Source organism: Streptomyces sp. NPDC003697 (assembly GCF_053587115.1).
In genome coordinates, this window is record NZ_JBSFNN010000026.1 from 29,597 (window position 1) to 48,988 (window position 19,392).

General features: G+C 75.1%; 16 protein-coding genes and 1 pseudogene. 4 read left to right on the forward strand and 13 right to left on the reverse strand.

Annotated elements, in window-relative coordinates:
• Positions 1-271 precede the first annotated feature (271 nt).
• A complete protein-coding gene (locus ACWDNY_RS13560; RefSeq protein ID WP_451645895.1) occupies positions 272-940 on the reverse strand; it encodes a DUF3000 domain-containing protein in 669 nt (222 codons plus the stop codon).
• A gap of 152 nt (positions 941-1,092) precedes the next feature.
• Between ACWDNY_RS13560 and hemE the strand changes: the two genes are divergently transcribed.
• Positions 1,093-2,175 (forward strand): uroporphyrinogen decarboxylase, encoded by a 1,083-nt coding sequence (hemE, locus tag ACWDNY_RS13565; RefSeq protein ID WP_451645896.1) that lies wholly within the window; start codon positions 1,093-1,095, stop codon positions 2,173-2,175.
• 7 nt (positions 2,176-2,182) lie between these two features.
• On the opposite strand, the gene ACWDNY_RS13570 is transcribed toward hemE, so the two are convergent.
• Positions 2,183-3,007, reverse strand: coding sequence for a rhomboid family intramembrane serine protease (locus tag ACWDNY_RS13570; RefSeq protein WP_451645897.1), 825 nt, complete (start codon positions 3,005-3,007; stop codon positions 2,183-2,185).
• Between the two features lie 124 nt (positions 3,008-3,131).
• Between ACWDNY_RS13570 and ACWDNY_RS13575 the strand changes: the two genes are divergently transcribed.
• The gene (locus ACWDNY_RS13575) at positions 3,132-3,422 is read left to right on the forward strand and encodes a hypothetical protein (RefSeq protein ID WP_451645898.1); all 291 of its coding nucleotides are present in this window, start codon (positions 3,132-3,134) and stop codon (positions 3,420-3,422) included.
• Positions 3,423-3,690: 268 nt separating this feature from the next.
• Here the strand turns inward: ACWDNY_RS13575 and ACWDNY_RS13580 are convergent, their stop codons facing one another.
• Together ACWDNY_RS13580 and ACWDNY_RS13585 are read right to left on the reverse strand one after the other, a co-directional pair.
• Positions 3,691-5,109, reverse strand: coding sequence for an FAD-dependent oxidoreductase (locus ACWDNY_RS13580; protein WP_451645899.1), 1,419 nt, complete (start codon positions 5,107-5,109; stop codon positions 3,691-3,693).
• Positions 5,110-5,136: 27 nt separating this feature from the next.
• Positions 5,137-6,168, reverse strand: coding sequence for a DUF4349 domain-containing protein (locus tag ACWDNY_RS13585; RefSeq protein ID WP_451645900.1), 1,032 nt, complete (start codon positions 6,166-6,168; stop codon positions 5,137-5,139).
• A 176-nt stretch (positions 6,169-6,344) separates the two neighbouring features.
• Here ACWDNY_RS13585 and hemG point away from each other — a divergent pair, with 176 nt between their 5' ends.
• The gene (gene hemG / locus ACWDNY_RS13590; protein ID WP_451645901.1) at positions 6,345-7,799 is read left to right on the forward strand and encodes a protoporphyrinogen oxidase; all 1,455 of its coding nucleotides are present in this window, start codon (positions 6,345-6,347) and stop codon (positions 7,797-7,799) included.
• Between the two features lie 4 nt (positions 7,800-7,803).
• A complete protein-coding gene (gene hemQ, locus ACWDNY_RS13595; RefSeq protein ID WP_451645902.1) occupies positions 7,804-8,535 on the forward strand; it encodes a hydrogen peroxide-dependent heme synthase in 732 nt (243 codons plus the stop codon).
• 46 nt (positions 8,536-8,581) lie between these two features.
• On the opposite strand, the gene ACWDNY_RS13600 is transcribed toward hemQ, so the two are convergent.
• The 9 genes and pseudogenes from ACWDNY_RS13600 to ACWDNY_RS13640 all read right to left on the reverse strand — a co-directional run bounded on the left by ACWDNY_RS13600 (position 8,582) and on the right by ACWDNY_RS13640 (position 19,321).
• Positions 8,582-10,237, reverse strand: coding sequence for an alpha/beta hydrolase (locus tag ACWDNY_RS13600; protein WP_451645903.1), 1,656 nt, complete (start codon positions 10,235-10,237; stop codon positions 8,582-8,584).
• A 246-nt stretch (positions 10,238-10,483) separates the two neighbouring features.
• A complete protein-coding gene (locus ACWDNY_RS13605) occupies positions 10,484-11,254 on the reverse strand; it encodes a TIGR04222 domain-containing membrane protein (protein ID WP_451645904.1) in 771 nt (256 codons plus the stop codon).
• A 94-nt stretch (positions 11,255-11,348) separates the two neighbouring features.
• Entirely contained in the window at positions 11,349-12,155 is an 807-nt protein-coding gene (locus tag ACWDNY_RS13610) for a DUF4142 domain-containing protein (RefSeq protein WP_451645905.1), read from the reverse strand.
• A 681-nt stretch (positions 12,156-12,836) separates the two neighbouring features.
• Positions 12,837-14,282, reverse strand: coding sequence for a DUF692 domain-containing protein (locus ACWDNY_RS13615; protein ID WP_451645906.1), 1,446 nt, complete (start codon positions 14,280-14,282; stop codon positions 12,837-12,839).
• Between the two features lie 279 nt (positions 14,283-14,561).
• Positions 14,562-15,290 carry a peptidyl-tRNA hydrolase gene (locus ACWDNY_RS13620; RefSeq protein ID WP_451645907.1) on the reverse strand — a complete coding sequence of 243 codons (729 nt, stop codon included), beginning with the start codon at positions 15,288-15,290 and terminating at the stop codon, positions 14,562-14,564.
• A gap of 119 nt (positions 15,291-15,409) precedes the next feature.
• Positions 15,410-15,607 carry a hypothetical protein gene (locus ACWDNY_RS13625; RefSeq protein ID WP_451645908.1) on the reverse strand — a complete coding sequence of 66 codons (198 nt, stop codon included), beginning with the start codon at positions 15,605-15,607 and terminating at the stop codon, positions 15,410-15,412.
• Between the two features lie 17 nt (positions 15,608-15,624).
• Positions 15,625-16,464 (reverse strand): annotated as a pseudogene (locus ACWDNY_RS13630) (polysaccharide deacetylase family protein).
• A gap of 156 nt (positions 16,465-16,620) precedes the next feature.
• The gene (locus ACWDNY_RS13635; RefSeq protein ID WP_451645909.1) at positions 16,621-18,141 is read right to left on the reverse strand and encodes an FAD-dependent oxidoreductase; all 1,521 of its coding nucleotides are present in this window, start codon (positions 18,139-18,141) and stop codon (positions 16,621-16,623) included.
• Between the two features lie 208 nt (positions 18,142-18,349).
• A complete protein-coding gene (locus ACWDNY_RS13640) occupies positions 18,350-19,321 on the reverse strand; it encodes a slipin family protein (protein ID WP_451645910.1) in 972 nt (323 codons plus the stop codon).
• Positions 19,322-19,392 lie beyond the last annotated feature (71 nt).

A 19,392-nucleotide genomic window follows, 5' to 3' on the forward strand; every position in this document is an offset into this window, starting at 1 on the left:
CGAGTCGGCATGCCGCCGCCGCGAAGATCGGACAAGAGGGCAAGAAGTCAAGAGTCCAGGAGTCGAACGGTCCGTGGGACGGTGGAGCTTCAGGAGGCCCGGGAGGCGGGCGAGGCGCTCGGCGGCCCCGGACGCGGCGCGGGACCGGGCGGGGAACCGGCAGGGGCGGGCCCGGGACAACGGCGGTCCGCCGGTCCGGGCGGCCCGGCGCCCCGGTGTGTCACCGCTCGGCTCAGGTGTCCGAAAAACGGCTGTCCGCGGGCCCGTGGGCTCAGCGCGGCTGCGGGCCGCGCCGCTGCGGCAGCGTCACCACCGACGCGTCGCCCGGCCCGGCCGGTGGCAGGCCCGCGACCTGGGCGAGCAGGTCGCACCAGGAAGCGAGGTGGGCGGCGGTGTCCGGGGCCCCGCCCAGGCTCTCCCGGGGCGTCCAGGAGGCCCGGATCTCGATCTGCGAGGCGGCAGGACGGGCGGACAGCCCGCCGAAGTAGTGGGAGCTCGCGCGCGTGACGGTGCCGCTCGGCTCGCCGGCGGCAAGGCCGCGCGCCTCCAGCGCGCCGGTCAGCCACGACCAGCACACGTCCGGCAGCAGCGGGTCGGCGGCCATTTCCGGCTCCAGCTCCGCGCGCACCAGCGTCACCAGGCGGAAGGTGCCCCGCCAGGCGTCGTGTCCGGCCGGGTCGTGCAGCAGCACCAGACGGCCGTCGGCCAGGTCCTGGTCGCCGTCGACGACCGTGGCCTCCAGGGCGTAGGCGAACGGCGCCAGCCGTTGCGGCGCGGGCACCTGCTCGACCTCGACCTGCGGCCGCAGCCGCGCGGTCCTCAGCGCGTCGACGGCGGCCCGGAAGGGCAACGGAACCGCACTGCTCCCATGGCCGTCCCCCTCCTTCCCGTCGTCCGTTCCGTCAGCGTCGTCCGACCGTCGTCCCTGAGCCGCAGCCATGCCGGGAAGATTAAGGGGAACCGGGCTGTCGTGCAGGGCAAGACACCCCACCCGGCCCTTGCGGTGCGGCGGCCCGGAACGGGCGCCGCGCCGCCGTCGGACGGCGCGGACCGCGGCGGGCGGCCCTCCGGCGCCGTGCGAGACTTGCCCCTGTGAGTGCCAACGAGACCCCCGCGGGCCGCCAGCCGCAGCCGTCGCCGCCGAAAGCCACGTACGACTCCGCCTTCCTCAGGGCGTGCAGGCGCGAGGCCGTGCCGCACACACCGGTGTGGTTCATGCGGCAGGCCGGGCGCTCGCTGCCGGAGTACCGCAAGGTGCGCGAGGGCGTCCCGATGCTCGAGTCCTGCATGCGGCCCGAGCTGATCACCGAGATCACGCTCCAGCCGGTGCGCCGGCACGGCGTGGACGCGGCGATCTACTTCAGCGACATCGTCGTGCCGCTGAAGGCCATTGGTGTCGACCTGGACATCAAGCCCGGCGTCGGCCCGGTCGTCGAGCAGCCGATCCGCTCCCGCGCGGACCTGGCGCGGCTGCGCGACCTCACACCCGAGGACGTCTCCTACGTCACCGAGGCGATCGGCCTGCTGACCGCCGAGCTCGGCGCCACGCCGCTGATCGGCTTCGCGGGGGCGCCCTTCACCCTGGCGAGCTACCTCGTGGAGGGCGGCCCGTCCCGCAACCACGAGCACACCAAGGCGCTCATGTACGGCGACCCGCAGCTGTGGGCCGACCTGCTCGACCGCCTCGCCGACATCACCGCCGCCTTCCTCACGGTGCAGATCGAGGCGGGCGCCGGCGCGGTGCAGCTCTTCGACTCCTGGGTCGGCGCGCTCGCCCCGGCCGACTACCGTCGCTCGGTGCTGCCCGCCTCCCGCAAGGTCTTCGAGGCGGTCGCCGGGTACGGCGTCCCGCGCATCCACTTCGGCGTCGGCACCGGCGAGCTGCTGGGCCCGATGGGCGAGGCCGGCGCGGACGTCGTCGGCGTCGACTGGCGCGTCCCGCTCGACGAGGCCGCGCGCCGCGTCGGCCCCGGCAAGGCGCTCCAGGGCAACCTCGACCCGGCCGTGCTGTTCTCCTCCCCGGAGGCGGTCGAGGCCAAGACCCGTGAGGTGCTGGACGCGGCCGCGGGCCTGGAGGGCCATGTCTTCAACCTCGGCCACGGCGTGCTGCCGACGACGGACCCGGACGCCCTGACCCGGCTCACCGAGTACGTGCACACGCACACTGCCCGCTGACGCGCCCTCACCACGTCTGCCGGGCCCGCGCCTGCCTGCCGAAGAGCAGGCCGCGCGGTTCCGGCGGCGGGGGCGTGCCCCGGCGCAGCGGCAGCGCGATCAGCATGCCCACCACAAAGCCGACGACATGGGCCGTGTACGCCACGGTCCCCGCGGCGGAGACGCCCTGGCCGGACGAGTACACCGCCTGCAGCCCGAACCAGAAGCCCAGCACCAGCCAGGCCGGCAGGCGCAGCGGCAGGAAGATCAGGAACGGCACCAGCACCCAGACCCGGGCCCTGGGGTACAGCACCAGATAGGCGCCCAGGACCCCCGCGATCGCCCCGGACGCGCCGATCAGCGGCTCGGCCGAGTGGGCGTTGAGCAGCGCGAAGCTGTAGCCGGCCGCGTAGCCGCAGACGACGTAGAACGCGAGGAACCGCAGGTGGCCCATGCGGTCCTCGACGTTGTTGCCGAAGATCAACAGGAAGAGCATGTTGCCCAGCAGGTGCAGCCAGCCGCCGTGCAGGAACATCGCCGTGAACACCGACAGCGCGGGGGACTTGTCGTAGGTGGGCGGCGCCACCACGCAGCCCGGCCCCTGCGGGCCCACGCCGACCGCGCCGGTCGGCACCAGCCGCGGCATCTGACCATGAATCAGCTCGCGCGGCACCGCCGCCCAGTGCTCCATGAAGGCCTGCACGTGGCACAGCTGGGCCAGGTTGCTGTCGCCCGCCACGGACCCCGCGAGACCGGGCGTGAGGAGGAACACCGCGATGTTCACGGCGATGAGGGCGTACGTCACCCAGGGGGTGCTCCGCACCGGGTTCACGTCATGAACGGGTATGACCACGAGGAAGTAGTGCCCTCGATGCGTCCGGCGAATCGGTGAACGTCGACGCCCCCGCGTGCGTATGTCTCCTCAACCGCAGGCGACCCGGCGAAGGCGGGCCGCGGGGACGACGTGAGGACAGGCGATGAACGACCGTGTTACTCCACCCATGCACGCCCTGCCCGACGGCGAGGCGGAGATCGCCCTGGTGCTGCATCTGCCGTGGGAGGACGTCGCCCGGCTCGGCCAGGAGGCCGGGCGGCTGGCGGCGCAGATGCAGCGGCCGGTGACCCTCGACGAGGCCGTCAGCCACCGGCTGCGGTCCACCCGGCCGCCGGCCGCCCATGCCAAGCCGGCCGGGGAGCAGCCTTCGGCGGTGACGGCGGCCGGCGCGGCGTCGGTGTCGTCGCTGCCGAGGCTGAACGGGACGGCTTAGGGCCTGTCGTCGACCTCGCGTCTGCCCCGCGACGCCATGCACGCACTCTCGTCGTGCCGGGCCCTGACCCGAGTACATCCGTTCGACGACAGGGCCCAGGGGCCGTCCGGCGGATCACGTCGGCAGGACACGGCGGCGCCCTCCAGCCCGGGTGAGCGTGCCGGATCCCGCGGCTCTCCGGCACGACCCGGCCTGGGCAGCCCCCGCCCGGCCGCCGTCAGGCGCCGCGTCCTGCTCGTCCGCGTCGCCGGAGCGGAACCGCGGCCCCTCAGCGAACGCTCTCGTGCACCTTCGCCGCCGCCTTGCGCGCCGCCACCAGGACGGGGTCCCACACCGGTGAGAACGGCGGGGCGTAGCCCAGGTCCAGGGCCGTCATCTGCTCCGCCGTCATTCCGGCCGTGAGGGCCACCGCCGCGACGTCGACCCGCTTGGCCGCTCCCTCCCGGCCGACGATCTGGACGCCGAGGAGGCGGCCGGTGCGGCGTTCGGTGAGCATCTTGACCGTCATGGGGGAGGCCCCGGGGTAGTAGCCCGCACGGCTGGTGGACTCGACGGTGACCGTCTCGAACTGCAGGCCCGCGCGGAGCGCGTCCTTCTCGCGCAGGCCGGTGCGCGCGATCTCCAGGTCGCACACCTTGCTCACCGCGGTGCCGACCACGCCCGGGAAGGTGGCGTAGCCGCCGCCGGCATTGGTGCCGATGACCTGGCCGTGCTTGTTGGCGTGCGTGCCCAGCGGGACGTACCGGTCCTGCCGGGAGACCAGGTCGAGCACCTCGACGCAGTCGCCGCCGGCCCAGATGTTCTCCTGGCCCCGCACCCGCATCGCCAGGTCGGTGAGCAGTCCGCCGTGGGGGCCGAGCGGCAGGCCCGCCTCGGCGGCGAGCGCGGTCTCGGGGCGCACGCCGATGCCGAGCACGACCACGTCGGCCGGGAACTCGGCGTCCTCGGTGCCCACGGCCCGGACCCGGCCCCCGTCACCGGTGAGGATCTTGGTCACCTCGGCGTCGTTGACCATGGTGATGCCCAGTCCCTCCATGGCCTCCCGCACCATGCGGCCCATGTCTGGGTCCAGCGTGGCCATCGGCTCCTCGCCGCGGTTGACGACCGTCACGTCGTAGCCGCGCTTGATCAGTGCCTCGGCCATCTCCACGCCGATGTAGCCGGCGCCCACCACCACGGCGCGCCGGCCCCCGCCCCCGTCGCCGGCACGCAGGTGGGCCAGGGTGTCCAGCAGGGCCTCGCCGTCGTCCAGGGTCTGCACGCCGTGCACGCCGGGCGCGTCGACGCCGGGCAGGTCGGGGCGGACCGGCCGGGCACCGGTCGCGATCACGAGCTTGTCGTACGGCGTCCAGGACTCGGCGCCGGAGTCGACGTCCCGCGCGCGGACCCGGCCCCCGGCGACGTCGATCCCGGTGACCTCGGTCCGCATGCGCAGGTCGATGTCCCGGGCGCGGTGCTCCTCGGGCGTGCGGGCGATCAGCCGGTCCCGTTCGCCGACGTCACCGCCGACCCAGTACGGGATGCCGCACGCCGAGAACGAGGTGAAGTGGCCTCGCTCGAACGCCACGATCTCCAGCTCGCCGGGCCCGCGCAGCCGGCGCGCCTGCGACGCCGCGGACATCCCCGCGGCGTCGCCGCCGATCACGACCAGTCGCTCTCTCGTACCCCTCGCACGGCTCATGCTCATGCGAACACGCTACGGCCCCCGCCGACTTCAGCGGTGCTCGCCCGGCTCAGGGGCCGCCCCCGGGCCAGGCGGCTCCGGGGCCGTCCGGGGCGGGGGCGGGGCCGTCGGGAGACGGCCCGGCACCAGCGGGACGGGCGTGACCGGGCGGCGCGGCAGCCGGGGCCGCACCACCTTCCGCCACAGCACCACGACGAGGGCCGCCGTGACGGCGAACGGCAGCACCGCGCCGAGCGCCAGGGCGAGCCAGCGCACCACGGTGACGAAGACGTGCCAGCCTCCGGCCAGGGCGTCCCCGAACCCGGGCTGCTCGTCGTGGGCGGTCTGCTGCACCGGCGTCCGTGACAGCGACAGGCTGATCGTGGCCAGGCTCGTGCGGTCCTTCAGGGACGCCTGCCGGGCCAGCAGCGCCTCCAGGTCCGCCTGGCGCCGGCTCAGCTCGCCCTCCAGGGTGACGACGTCGTCGATCCGCGTGGCCCGGTCCATCAGGGCGCGCACCCGGGCGACGCTGGCCCGCTGCGACCGGATGCGGCTCTCGACGTCGACGACCTGGTCGGTGACGTCCTCCGCCTTCACCGTGCGCTCCATGAGCCTGCCCGCGCCCGCCAGGCCGGCGAGGACCTCGTCGAAGGCGCCGGCGGGCACGCGCAGGACCACACGGGTGCGTTCCCCGCCGTCGCCGTCCCGGGTGGTGGTCTCGTCTCCGAGGTAGCCGCCCGCGGCCCGCACACGCGCGCGGGCCGCGGCGAGGGCCTTCGGCACGTCCCGGACCCGCACGGTCAGGGAGGCGGTGCGGACGATGTGGCTCGGGGCGAGCCTCGGCGACCCGGTGGCCGTCGCGCCCCCGTACCGGGCGCCCCCGGACCCCTCGGCGCCCGGGACGCCCTTCTCGTCGCCCGGCAGGTCCGCGCCGTTCCCCTCCGGCCGGGCCGCGCCGCCCGCGTTCCTGTCCGACGCACTGCCGTCCGAGTCGCCCGCGCCGCACCCGGCGAGCGCGAGTGCCGAGGCGAGCAGGAGCCCGGCCAGGGCCCGGACGGGCCGGAAGGAACGTCGTGCGTGCATGGGCTGCCCCCGTGGACGTGGTGACGGACTGGGCTGACTCTCTTTCGACGCCCGGGCCGCCCGGGACGTTGGCCTCTCCCGGTTCCGATGAGGTCACGGTCGGGACTCGTGACGGACACCGGACCGCGGCGGGACCGCCGCCGGGGCCGGGCGGAGCCGTTTGAGAGAGTGGGGGCATGAGCGCAACGGGTACGGGCATGCGGCACGTCGTCGTCGTCGGAGCGGGGATCGCGGGACTGGCCGCAGCGCACCGCCTGCTGCACCGCGGGGCCCGCGTGACCGTGCTGGAGGCCTCGGACCGCGTCGGCGGCAAACTGCTGCCGGGCGAGGTGGCCGGTGTGCGCGTGGACCTTGGAGCCGAGTCGATGCTCGCCCGCAGGCCCGAAGCGGTGACCCTCGCCCGCGAGGTGGGCCTCACGGACCGGCTGCAGCCACCGGCCACCTCCACCGCCTCCATCTGGACCCGCGGTGCCCTGCGCCCCATGCCCAAGGGCCATGTCATGGGCGTCCCCGGCACCGCCTCCGCCCTCGCCGGTGTCCTGTCGGAGGAGGGCCTGCGCCTCATCGGGCGCGACGCGGAACTGCCCCGCACCGAGATCGGCGAGGACGTGGCGGTCGGCGCGTACGTCGCGGCACGCCTCGGCCGCGAGGTCGTCGACCGCCTGGTCGAGCCGCTGCTCGGCGGGGTCTACGCCGGTGACGCCTACCGCATCTCGATGCGCTCGGCCGTTCCCCAGCTGTTCCGGGCGGCCCGCGCGCACGACTCCCTGACCGAGGCCGTCCGCGCCGTCCAGACCGAGGCCGCCGCCGCCCAGCGGACCGGCCCGGTGTTCACGGGCATCGAGGGCGGTGTGGGCCGGCTGCCGCTCGCGGTCGCCGACTCGGTGCGCCGGCGCGGCGGGGAAATCGTCACAGGGGCGCCCGTCACGGAGCTGCGCCGCCGCGCGGAGGGCGGCTGGCGCGTCGTCGCCGGCGGCCGGACGCTGCGTGCCGACGCCGTCGTCGTCGCCGTGCCCGCGCCGGCCGCCGCCGCGCTGCTGCGCGCCGAGTCGCCCGCGGCCGCCGCCGAGCTGGGGGCCGTCGAGTACGCCTCCATGGCCCTGGTCACCCTCGCCTACCGGCGCGGTGAGGCCGACCTCCCCGAGGGCAGCGGCTTCCTGGTCCCGCCGGTCGACGGGCGCACCATCAAGGCGTCCACGTTCGCCTCCCGGAAGTGGGGCTGGATCGCCGAGGAGGACCCGGACACGGTCGTCGTGCGCACGTCCGTGGGGCGGTACGGCGAGACCGGGATCCTCCAGCGCGACGACGCCCACCTCGTCGACGTCTCCCGGCACGACCTGCGCGAGGCCACCGGCCTGGACGCCGAGCCGCTGGAGACCCGCGTCACCCGCTGGACCGACGGCCTGCCGCAGTACCCCGTCGGCCACCATGCGCGCGTTGCCCGGATCCGCGAGCACGTCGCCGGGCTTCCGGGCCTCGCCGTCTGCGGCGCGGTCTACGACGGTGTCGGCATCCCGGCCTGCATCGCGGGCGCGTACGCCGCCGTGGACCAGCTCGGCGGTGACCCGCGCGGTGCCGAGGACCTCACCGCCCACCCGGTGCGGAGCCTGCACGGCGGAGCGGGAGAATAGCCCCATGAGTGACGACGCCCCCACCACCGAGTCCGGCAGGATCCCGAACAAGGGCAAGCTGGCCAAGGACCTCAACGAGGTCATCCGCTACACGCTGTGGTCCGTCTTCAAGCTGAAGGACGTGCTGCCCGAGGACCGCGCGGGCTACGCCGACGAGGTCCAGGAGCTGTTCGACCAGCTCGCCGCCAAGGACGTGACCATCCGCGGCACGTACGACCTGTCGGGGCTGCGCGCAGACGCCGATCTGATGATCTGGTGGCACGCCGAGACCAGCGACCAGCTCCAGGAGGCGTACAACCTCTTCCGCCGCACCAGGCTGGGCCGCGCCCTCGCGCCGGTGTGGTCGAACATGGCCCTGCACCGCCCGGCCGAGTTCAACCGCTCGCACATCCCGGCCTTCCTCGCCGACGAGACGCCGCGCGACTACGTCAGCGTGTACCCCTTCGTCCGCTCCTACGACTGGTACCTGCTGCCGGACGAGGACCGCCGCCGCATGCTCGCCGACCACGGCAAGATGGCCCGCGGCTACCCGGACGTGCGCGCCAACACGGTCGCCTCGTTCTCCCTCGGCGACTACGAGTGGATCCTCGCCTTCGAGGCCGACGAGCTGCACCGCATCGTGGACCTGATGCGTCACCTGCGCGGCTCCGAGGCGCGCAGGCACGTCCGCGAGGAGGTCCCGTTCTTCACGGGCCGCCGCAAGGACGTCGCGGAGCTGGTCGCGGGCCTCGCCTGACCGGCCCGGCGGGCCGGCCCGCCCTGCCCTGCCGGGACGTCCCGGGTCAGTGCCCGGCCCGGGTCCCGCGCGCGGACCGGCTGCCCGGCCTCTCCGGCCGGGGTTCCGGGCGCGGTGCGCAGACCGCGCGCCGCCCCGGGAGCCGGTCCTGCAGCAGATACGCCTCCAGGTGGGCGTCGACGCACCGGTTCCCGCCACCCACGACACCGTGCGTGCCCGCGTCCCGCTCGGTCACCAGGACCGAGCCGGCCAGCCGCCGGTGCAGTTCCAGGGCGCCGTCGTACGGCGTGGCCGCGTCCCGTTCCGCCGCCAGGATCAGCGTCGGGGGCAGCTCGCCCGGGCGGGTCCGCACGTCCAGGGGCCGCTGCCGGGGCACCGGCCAGTAGGCACAGGGCAGGTTCATCCACACGTTGCCCCACGTCTCGAACGGCGCCACCCGCGCGAGCCGGGTGTTGTCCCGGTCCCACACCGGCCAGTCCGTCGGCCAGGGGGCGTCGTTGCACTCCACGGCCGTGTAGACCGCGTCGGCGTTCTCCGCCCCGGCGGCCCCCTCCCGGCGCGGCGCGGCCAGGTCGACCAGCCGCCGCGGATCGCCCTTCAGGTACGCCGACAGGGCCGCGGCCGTGTCCGGCCAGGACTCGTCGAAGTACCCGGCCTGCAGGAACGCGCTCTGCAACTGCCCCGGCCCGACCGCGCCGCCGGCCGGCGCGGTGGCGAGCCGGGTCCGCGCCCGCTCGTAGCTCGCCCGCACCTGCTCGGCGGTGCGGCCGAGCCCGTACACGCGGTCGTGCCGGGCCACCCACTTCCGGAAGTCCGCCCAGCGCCCCTCGAACGCGGCCGACTGGGCGAGGTTGTCGCGGTACCAGATCCGGGCCGGGTCCGGGTTCACCGCCGAGTCGAAGACCATCCGCCGCACGTGCGAGGGAAACAGCGTCGCGTACAGGGCGCCGAAGTAGGTGCCGTAGGAGGCGCCCAGGAACGTCAGCCGGTCCTCACCGAGCGCGGCGCGCAGGACGTCCAGGTCACGGGCGTTGTTGAGGGAGGTGTAGTACCGCAGGCTCTCGCCGGTACGCCGCGCGCAGCCGCGGGCGTACGCCTTCGCCTCCGCAACACGCTCCCTCTTGTAGGCCTCCGACGGGTGCGTCGGCGCCGGGGAGGGCCCCTTGCGGACGTGCGCGGGGTCCACGCAGGACACCGGCGCGGAACGGCCCACCCCGCGCGGGGCGTAGCCGACGAGGTCGTAGGCGGCGGCGACGCGCGTCCACTGGGGCAGTGTCCCGACCAGCGGGAAGGACAGGCCGGATGCGCCCGGGCCGCCCGGGTTGTAGACCAGGGCGCCCTTGCGGGGGACTCCGCGCTCGCTGTGGCGCGGGTCCTTGCGGGTGGCCCGCACCCGGCTGACGGTGAGCCTGATCTGCTTGCCGTCGGGACGCGCGTAGTCGAGCGGCACGGACACGGTGCCGCACTGCAGGGTGCCCGGCGCGTCCGGTGCGCCGGCGCACGCGCCGAAGCCGATACCGGCCGCGCGGGCGCGCGCGGCGGCCACCGCCGTGCCGCGCTGCTCGGCGGCCGCGCCGGGGGCGACGCCGGTGCCGTGGACGATGCCGGTGCCGGGGGCGCCGCTCGCGCCTGCCGCCGGTGCGGCGGCGAGGGCGGTCAGGACCAGGACCCCGGCGGCCGAGCGGACGGCGGCGGCTCTCATGGCGTATCCCTTCGGAGCACGGCAGCGACAGAAGGGATGTTTCGTTCACTGCCCGGGGAAGGCAAGCACCACCCGGCCGGTGTCGGCGTCAACGCCCCCGAAGCGCCCCGTGCGGGCGCACGTTCCGGCGGTGCCCGCCCTGGAGCACCCCGGGACGGCCGCTTCGCGGGACGCACCCGTGCACGGCCGCCGGACGGTGCCGTGCCGGCGGGGCCGGGGGCGGCCGCGCGCCCGCTGCCGGCCCTGTCAGGGCCGGTCGCGGTGGGCGAACGCCGCACGCAGGTCCGCCTCGCCGACCGCGCGGACGCCGTGCACGGCGACGCGGGCCAGGTACGCGCGCTCGTCACCCGCGCCGTTCACCCGCAGGTCCAGGGCGCCCAGCAGCCGCTGCCCGGCCGGGGACGCCCACCGCGCGTACGGGTGCACCTCGATGCGGGCGAGGGCGAGGCAGCTGAGGGTGAGCGTGAGGGGCAGCGCGAACCAGAGGGCGAGCAGATGGCGCGGCATCCCGGTCGGCAGGGGCATCAGCAGCGCCGTCACGCCCAGCGCGAGGACGGCCAGGGCGGCCGCCCGCACCTGGCGCACCCCCGCCGCGACGGTCGTCCCCGCCCCGTCCGGCACGGCGAGACCCGCGCGGACGAGCCGGTCGGCGAGCCCGCGCACCGCGTCCGCGGCGGCCGTCGCCGCCCGCAGGGGCGCGATCCGGGACTGCCCCTCCGGACCGATCGCCGACAGGACGCACCGCTCCCACTCGTCCCGGCCGCACGGGTCGACGACCGTCGCCCAGCCGGTGTGCGCGAGCAGCAGCCGACGCTCACGCGCCATGGTGACGAGGGTCAGGTCGACGACCCGGCCGGGACCGCCGGACAGGAACGCCGCCTCGTGCAGCGTCAGTTCGCGCTCCCGGGCCGCGGCCACGTCGTCGTCGGCCGCCGCGCGTACGGCGGCCAGGCACAGCCGGGCGCACGCGGTGCCGGCGACGGCCCAGGCCGGCAGCAGGAGAAGGACCCAGAACATGCCGTGTTTCTATGCCAGAGGCCTACGAGAACGCCACGCCCTGTTCACCATCCGGACCGCGGCCCGGGGGTGACGGCCCGTCGGTCCGGGCGGGTCAGGAACGGGATGGGGGCGGGCTGGAGGCGGCAGGCGGCGGGCTGGAGGCGGCCGGCGGCATCGAGTACGAGGGCGACGCGGACGGGGCGACGGGGATCGCGTCGCCGGGCCCCGCGGTCGCGGGCGGGTCGCCCGCCGAACCGGCGGCCGAGGGGCTGCCGCTCACGGCCGACTCCCGGGCCAGGGCGGCGAAGTCGACGAGCCCGGTGGCCTCCAGGACCTCGATGTGGTCCAGCACCGTCGTGTTCGCGTCGTCGGCGAGGGCGCGCACCAGCGAGTTCTGCGTACTCACGCGGACCTGGGCGACGAGCGGGAGCACCCGGCCGTGCGCGAGGCGCACGGTGTTCGCGAACGTGCGGTCGAACTCCGTGCCCCGCGCCGCGCTCAGGTCGGCGAGCCGCTTCCGCTGCTGGGCGGTGGGTTCGTCAGGCAGCCCCAGGCCGAGCCTGGCGGCGACATCGCGGACCCGCTCGTCCAGGAGGGTGTGGCCCCGCACAAGATGCTCTCCCGCCGTCCGCACGGCCCGCGTGGTCCCCTTGCGCTCCGCCTGCTCTCCCGCGGGCAGCTCCCACAGACCGGCCAGCCGGACCGTGGTGACGAAGTCGCGGTCCTGCGCGGACAGCGGCCCGTACGGCGTCGCCACGCTCCGGGCGTTCAGCACGTTCGCGGAGGCCGCCGGGTCGGACCGGTCGGCGTACGACCAGAGCGGGAAGAGCAGCGCCGCGAGGGTCGCGGCCAGCCCGCCGACGATGATCCCGGTACCACTGAGAACGCCTCGGCCGGGAACGGGCGGTCGCGGTCGCATGGTGCCTCCTTGTGCGGCACCGCACGTCAGTGCGCTTCGGGGAGTGAGGTGACTGGCATATTACTGCGGCCGGCCAGGAGCCCCGGGCCGGGGACGAAGGCGGACATCAACCGCGCAGCGGACCGGGACGGCAGCGGTTTCCGGCGCCTGTGTACTGATAAGCGATGACAACCCCGACCAGTCGATCACGGGTCACGGCAGGGCATGTTGATCCGGGCACACCGCCTTGTCGCCGCCAGGGTTCGAGGCGATCAGCGCCGACCGACGCACGCGTGCGTGCCCAGAGCGAGCCCTCGCAGCGGCTGGGTCCCCATGGGTGGGTGGTCGAGAGGACAGTGGCCTGGCCGGCAGCCTGCCGACGGCTGCACCGCCGCCATGAACGCAATCCGAGCACTTCCTGGCTTTCGTCGGGGGTCGCAGCAGCCCCTATCAGCTATCGCCGCCTGACGCGCTGAGGTAGGAGGTGAGCCAGTTGACGGGGACGGGCGTGCCAAGGCTCTGTCGAGCCTGTCCAGCCGGCCCTCCACCTCGTCGTCCGACGCGTAGTCCGCTTGCGAAACCCCGACTGGCCCACCCACCGCCTTCACGCGGACAACGCAGGAGCGTCGGCACAGAGGTGGGGGAGGGGCCGTCAGCCGCAATGGTGGCTCACGGCTCAGTGGCGCGGCGGCGGCCGTTCGGTCATCGGCGCAGGAGGACCCGTCGGGTCGCCCGTGCCAGACGGGCCGCCGGGCGTGGTGACCGGGGCGCCGGGCCGGACCGGTCCAGCCACCACTCCCGCAGCTCGCGCCGGGCCGCCGCGTCCTCCGGTTGCCCGGCGAGCAGCAGGAAGTCCGCGAAGTCCAGCGCGTCACGCCGGTAGCCGCCGGTCATCGGGTGCCGCTGCGCGTACACGAGGAACGCGGGCCGGTAGCCCTCGCCGAGGATCACCGGCAGCTCCGGGGCGACCTTGGCCACGACACCCGCGCGCTTCGACGCGAGCGCCCTGGCCTGCACCGTCAGCCGCGCCCGGTCGAAGCCCTCCGGCACGGGTGTTCCGGCGACGAGTGCGGACAGCAGCGCGGTCTGCCCGAGCGCGAGCCGCTGCCGGGCGGACTCGGCGGCCGGGCGGTCCTCGGGCACGAGGCGGCGGTCCCCACAGGCGTCAGGCCCGACACCGGCGCTCGGCTCCCCGCCGGCGTCCGGCTCGACGCCGGCGCCCGGCCCCGCACCGGCCCCCCGGGCGGCGGAGGCCGCCCCTCGGGCCCCCGTCACGGCGTCGGTCGGCTCGGGTCGGGTGGCCGGCCGCTGCGCGGCCGCCGCTCGCCCTTTCGCCACCGCCTCCGCGATCGCGCCCAGCTCCCGTTCCAGTTCGGCCGGTGCGGGGAAGTCGTCGTCCCGTTCCAGCAGCACTCCCGGCGGCGAGACGCGTGACGCGAGGTCGGTCAGGATGTCGAGGACCGGCTGCGGCACCGGGTGGGCGTGGCTGTCGTGCCACACGCCGTCCCGCTCGAAGCCGCCCGCCACGTGCACGTAGGCGAGGGCTTCGAGCGGGAGCGCGGCGAGGGCGTCGGCCGGGTCCTCGCCGCGGTTGACGTGGTTGGTGTGCAGGTTGGCCACGTCGATCAGCAGGCGCACGCCCGTGCGGTCGGCCAGCTCGTACAGGAACTGCCCCTCGCTCATCTCCTCGCCCGGCCAGGACAGCAGCGCGGCTATGTTCTCCACGGCGAGCGGCACGGGCAGGGCGTCCTGGGCGATGCGGACGTTCTCACAGAGCACGTCGAGGGCGTCCCGTGTACGCGGCACGGGCAGCAGGTGTCCCGCCTCCAGGCGCGTCGAGGCGGTCAGCGGCCCGCCCGCGCGGACGAAGGCGATGTGCTCCGTGACCAGCGGCGAACCCAGCGCCTCGGCCCGTTCGGCGAGCGCCCGCAGCCGCCCCTCGTCCGGCCGCTCGGCGCCGCCGAGACCGAGGGAGACTCCGTGCGGCACCACGGTGACGCCCCGGGCCCGCAGCCGCAGCAGCGACTCGGGGAGATGTCCGGGGCACACGTTCTCGGCCACCACCTCGACCCAGTCGAGACCCGGCATCCGCTCCACGGCGTCCGCGATCTCCGGCCGCCAGCCGATCCCCGTTCCCAGTCGCCCCATGGTCCCCTCCTTCTGCGGCCGTCCCCCGGCCTCCCCCGATTCCCGTGCCCGTCCGTCCCCCGACGGCCGGCCAGGCCGGCCGTACCCCGGCACGGCCGTCCCGGTTGACGGGGGTATGGCCCCGGCAGCCGGCGGCGAACCGTGCCCACCGCACGTTCAGAGCAATACTTGAGGTTCGCCGGCGAGCCCCCGGTGCCCGCCCGGAGGTACGCAGGGGAGGAACCCGGCGTTCACCCGGTGGCGGCCGGGGGTGTTCAGCGACGGGTCACGGACCGGCGTTCAGCGCAGCGCCGGATGGTCGGCGACCACCGTGCAGGAGCCCGGCGCGATCTCCGTGAAACCCGCGTCGCGCACCACCGGCAGCGCGCTCGAGGTCAGTTCACGCCAGTGGCCGGAGGTCGCGGTGCGGACGGCGAGCGGGAACCCGGCCTCCCGCCAGGCGGCGCGCTCCTCGTCCGGCAGCTCCCACCAGGCCAGTTGGGCGCCGTGACCGGCCTGGGCCATCGCCTTGCCGGCGGACATGTCCAGTTCGGGGCTCATCCACAGCACCGGAGCGGAGCGGTCGGCCTCCGCCGGCGGTTCAAGGTCGTCGAGGTCGGTGCCGGAGACCTGCAGCTTTGCCAGGTCCCTGGGCCAGCCGTCCAGTGGGACGGGCGGGAACACCCGGACCTCGGCCGTCCGGCCGGTGACCGTGATGCCGGGCAGGGCCTCGGCACGCCGCCACTCGGCGCCACGGGCCCGCCGTACCACCTTGCGGATGCGGGCGTCCTGCCAGTCCCGCACCGCCTGGGCCCACTCGCCCTCGCCCAGCGACCGCTCGTCGCTCAGCATCACCAGCACCGCCCGCGCGGCGGTCTCGAGCGCGTCGGTGCGGGCCGGGGGAGTGGCCCGTTCGACGCGGACGACCAGCGGCAGCACGAACTGCGGGACCTGGTCCCGGGCGCCGGGCGCGGAACGGAAGGGGCTGCCGCCGGGGCCGGCGGGTGCGATGGTCTGGTCGGTGCTCACGGCCTCCAGTCTGCCAGGCACCTGCCGGGCGCCCCCTGCGCCCCCGCGCCGCCCGACGCGCCCGGGTCACCGCCGCGGCGGCCGTGACCTGCGCGCTCACCGTGCGGGACGGGCGGAGGTCACCCGGAGCAGGCCGAGCGCTGCGCCTCCTGCCACTCGCAGACCGGGCACAGGGTGATCCCCTTGTACGACTCCGGATACTCCGTGGGCTCCCGGCACAGCACGCACTCCGCGTACGGCGGCCCGTCGTCCCGCACTGCCTCCGGCGGGTGGGTGTCCTGGGAGCGGCAGTAGCCGTCCGTGCGGTCGTCACTCATGCGTCCAGCGTAGGACGTCACGGCCGGCCGCTCGCCGCCCCGATCAGCTCGGACACCTTCACGAAGCGGAAGCCCCGCCGGCGCAGTTCCGGGACGACGGTCCGCACGACGCGCTCGGTGGTCGGGGCGGCGCTGCGGGTGCAGTGCATGATCACCACCGAACCCGGCCGCACGCCCTCCAGCACCTGCCGCGCCACCGCGTCGGCGTCCGTCGCGAACGCGTCGCCGCTCACCACGTCGCACTGCACCGCCGTGACACCGAGCCCGCCGAGCGCGCGCAGCGCCCGGTCGTCGTAGCAGCCGCCGGGGAAGCGGAAGTACGGCATCGGGTGCGGCACGCCCACCGCGCGGAAGGCGGCATAGGCGCGCTCCACCTCCGACCGCATGCGGTCCGCGGACACGGTCGGCAGGCGTAGCAGTCGCCGGTGAACGCGTAGTGGCTGTAGGAGTGGTTGGCCGGCTCGAAGAGGGGATCGCGGCCGATGGAGCGGGCCTGGTCGGGGTACTGCTCGGCCCAGCGGCCGGTCATGAAGACGGTGGCCGGCACCTTCAGCGCGCGCAGCGTGGCGAGGAGCGCCGGGTTGTCGAAGTGCTCGCCTGCCGCGGCGCGGTTCCCCTGGTCGGCGGTCATGTCCGCGTCGAAGGTGAACGCGACCGTCCGGCCCTTCGTGCGCGGGCCGTGGGTGAAGGCGGGAGTGAGCCCGGCGGGGCCGGGGGCGAGGGACGGGGGCCGGACGGGTGCGGGGGTGGTCCGTGGTCCTCGCCGGAGCCGGACGGCTTCCGCTCGCACCCGGAGCGGGAGCCTGCCCCGAGCCGCAGGCGGCGAGGGACGCTCCCAGCGCGCAGACGGCGGCCAGGCGCCGCACCCGCCATCCACGGCGTACCGGTCGTACACATCGGATCACCGGATGACCGTAGGACGGTTCGCCAGTCATATGAACGGCGGCGCGGCGGCGGGGTCACCTGCCCGGCCGGGCGTCTCGTCCGGCGTCCGCGCGGCCCCCGCAGGGCCCTCACACGTCCCGCGGCTCCAGCGGCCGGGTCGCCGGGCCCTGGACGACCTTGCCGTCCGTGTCGAAGCGGGACCCGTGACAGGGGCACTCCCAGGCACGCTCCGCCGCGTTGAAGGAGACCAGGCAGCCCATGTGGGTGCAGCGGGCGGACACGGCGTGCGGGTGGCCGTCCTCGTCGCGGTAGACGGCTACGCGGTCGCCGCCCGCGCGGACCACCGCGCCCTCTCCCGGTGGGACCGCCTCGACGGGCGGCACGGGCCGCAGCCGGTCTCCGACGAAGTGGCGGGCGACCTGAGCCTGGTGCTTCAGGAACGACGGTGCCTCCCGCACGGTCGAGAGCAGCCGGCGCGGATCGTAGAGCTCGCGCCACGGGCTGTCCTGGCCGGTGATCAGCGCTGTCAGCAGCCGCGCGGCCATCATGCCGCCGCTCATGCCCCAGCCGCCGAAGCCGGTGGCGACGTACGTGTGCCGGGCGCCGGGGTGCAGCAGCCCGACCAGGGGCACCGTGTCGGTGGGGTCGTTGTCCTGCGTGGCCCAGGCGTGGGTCAACGAGACGTCGGGGAAGTGCTCGCCGGCCCAGGCGGCCAGCCGGTCGAAACCGGTCCGGGTGTCGCCGGTGCCCGGTGTGAAGCGCTCACCGGTGACCACGAGCAGTCGCTTCCCGGGCTCCGGGTGCGGCGCCGTGCGGACCGAGCGGGTGTTCTCGTCGGGGGTGATGTACATGCCGCCCGGGTCGCGGCCGGTGTCGATCGTCCCGGCGACGACCAGTTCCCGGCGTGCGGAGAGGCGGGTGAACAGCAGGGCGCGGTCGAAGACCGGGTAGTGCGTGGCCACCACGACGTCCCGGGCGGTCACGGTCGCGCCCGTGCTGGTCGTCAGCCGGCACGGCCCGTCCTCCTCCAGACCGGTCACGGTGGTGTTCTCGTACACCTGCCCACCGCGCGCGACCAGGTCGCCGGCCAGGGCCAGCAGGTACTTGCGGGGATGGAACTGCACCTGACCCGTCACCTCGACCGCGCCCGCCACCGGGTACGGCAGTCCCGTCTCCGTCACGAACGAGGCCGGCAGCCCCGCCTCCCGTGCGGCCTCCGCCTCGGCCCGCAGCTCGTCCACGCGGCCCGCGTCGCAGGCATAGGTGAAGGCGCTGCGCCGCTCCCACTCGCACTCGATGCCCAGTTCGTCCACGAGGGCGGCCGCGCGCTCGATCGCCTCGGACTGCGAACGGGCGTACAGCCGCGCCGCCTCCGGTCCGCGGGTGCGCCGCAGCTTGTCGTAGATCAGCGTGTGCAGCGCGGTGAGCTTGGCGGTCGTGTGCCCGGTGACGCCGGCCGCCACCCGGTGCGCCTCCAGCACCGCCACCTGCCGCCCGGCCCGCGCCAGTTCGTGGGCCGCGCTCAGCCCGGCCACCCCGGCGCCGATCACGGCGACGTCGACGTGCAGATCCACCTCCAGGGTGGGACGGGACGGGCCGGGAGCCGTCTGGAGCCAGTACGAACCACGGACGTGCGGGTGCTCGCTCATGGGCTCCGGATACCCCGTCGCCGGCCGCTCACCGTGCGGCCGCGGACGGACACGCGCCGTGCGGGGTCCTCGCCGGCCGCGGTGCCGGGCCCCCCGGTCGCGGTGGCCGCTCTGCCTCCCGGCCCAGGCGGACGGCGGGGCTGTCCCGCGCACGCACGGGTGCGCCGGCGGGGGCACGCCCGAGGGGCGGTGCCCCGACCGGCGTTGTTCAGGTCTCCGTGACGAGCCGCTCCCCGGCGGCCCGGGACGTCTCGGTGCCGAGGGACTGTCCGACGGGCCGGGGCGCTGCCACGCCGGCGGCCTGCCCGGCGGAGTCGCGCGGGCCCGCGGTCCGCTCGGCCGACTGCTCGACGGCCCGTGGGGCGTCGCCGTCCGTATCCGTCGTGTGCGGGACCGGCCGGGAGGTGCTCGGCTGGGCCGACTGCTGGGCCTTGTCCACGAACCGCAGGAGCTCGACCGGGAAGGGCAGGACGAGCGTGGAGTTCTTCTCGGCGGCGACCGCCACCACCGTCTGCAGCAACCGCAGTTGCAGCGCGGCGGGCGTCTCCGCCATCTGCTGGGCCGCCTCCGCCAGCTTCTTGGAGGCCTGCAGCTCGGCGTCCGCGTTGATGATGCGGGCCCGCCGCTCGCGGTCGGCCTCGGCCTGCCGGGCCATGGAGCGCTTCATCGTCTCCGGCAGGGAGACGTCCTTGATCTCCACGCGGTCGATCTGCACACCCCAGCCCACGGCCGGGCTGTCGATCATCAGCTCCAGACCCTGGTTCAGCTTCTCGCGGTTGGACAACAGGTCGTCCAGGTCGCTCTTGCCGATGATGGAGCGCAGGGAGGTCTGCGCCATCTGGGAGACGGCGAACCTGTAGTCCTCGACCCGGATGAGCGCGCTCGGCGGATCGACGACCTTGAAGTAGACGACGGCGTCCACGCGCACGGTGACGTTGTCCCGGGTGATGCCCTCCTGGGCGGGGATCGGCATCGTGACGATCTGCAGGTTCATCTTGTGCAGCTTGTCCAGGAACGGGACGATCACCGTCAGACCGGGCGGACGGACCTCTCCGAGGAGCCGCCCGAGCCGGAGCACCACTCCGCGCTCGTACTGCTTGATGATCCGCACCGCCGCCGCGGAGTACACCAGGCCCACGCAGACCAGGGCGATCACAGCGGACACCAATATCTGAAGCATGACGACGGCCCCCTCGTCAGGCGCTTGCCCCTTTTGCAGCTGTTTCAACGATATGCCCGGTCCGATGCCGG

What these genes read in the sequence shown, in the direction of transcription:
- ACWDNY_RS13560 (WP_451645895.1), bottom strand. Translation starts at nt 940, where the DNA reads ATGGCTGCGGCTCAGGGACGACGGTCGGACGACGCTGACGGAACGGAC.
- ACWDNY_RS13575 (WP_451645898.1), top strand. Translation starts at nt 3,132, where the DNA reads ATGAACGACCGTGTTACTCCACCCATGCACGCCCTGCCCGACGGCGAG.
- ACWDNY_RS13580 (WP_451645899.1), bottom strand. Translation starts at nt 5,109, where the DNA reads ATGAGCATGAGCCGTGCGAGGGGTACGAGAGAGCGACTGGTCGTGATC.
- ACWDNY_RS13585 (WP_451645900.1), bottom strand. Translation starts at nt 6,168, where the DNA reads ATGCACGCACGACGTTCCTTCCGGCCCGTCCGGGCCCTGGCCGGGCTC.
- hemG (WP_451645901.1), top strand. Translation starts at nt 6,345, where the DNA reads ATGAGCGCAACGGGTACGGGCATGCGGCACGTCGTCGTCGTCGGAGCG.
- hemQ (WP_451645902.1), top strand. Translation starts at nt 7,804, where the DNA reads ATGAGTGACGACGCCCCCACCACCGAGTCCGGCAGGATCCCGAACAAG.
- ACWDNY_RS13600 (WP_451645903.1), bottom strand. Translation starts at nt 10,237, where the DNA reads ATGAGAGCCGCCGCCGTCCGCTCGGCCGCCGGGGTCCTGGTCCTGACC.
- ACWDNY_RS13605 (WP_451645904.1), bottom strand. Translation starts at nt 11,254, where the DNA reads ATGTTCTGGGTCCTTCTCCTGCTGCCGGCCTGGGCCGTCGCCGGCACC.
- ACWDNY_RS13610 (WP_451645905.1), bottom strand. Translation starts at nt 12,155, where the DNA reads ATGCGACCGCGACCGCCCGTTCCCGGCCGAGGCGTTCTCAGTGGTACC.
- ACWDNY_RS13615 (WP_451645906.1), bottom strand. Translation starts at nt 14,282, where the DNA reads ATGGGGCGACTGGGAACGGGGATCGGCTGGCGGCCGGAGATCGCGGAC.
- ACWDNY_RS13625 (WP_451645908.1), bottom strand. Translation starts at nt 15,607, where the DNA reads ATGAGTGACGACCGCACGGACGGCTACTGCCGCTCCCAGGACACCCAC.
- ACWDNY_RS13635 (WP_451645909.1), bottom strand. Translation starts at nt 18,141, where the DNA reads ATGAGCGAGCACCCGCACGTCCGTGGTTCGTACTGGCTCCAGACGGCT.
- ACWDNY_RS13640 (WP_451645910.1), bottom strand. Translation starts at nt 19,321, where the DNA reads ATGCTTCAGATATTGGTGTCCGCTGTGATCGCCCTGGTCTGCGTGGGC.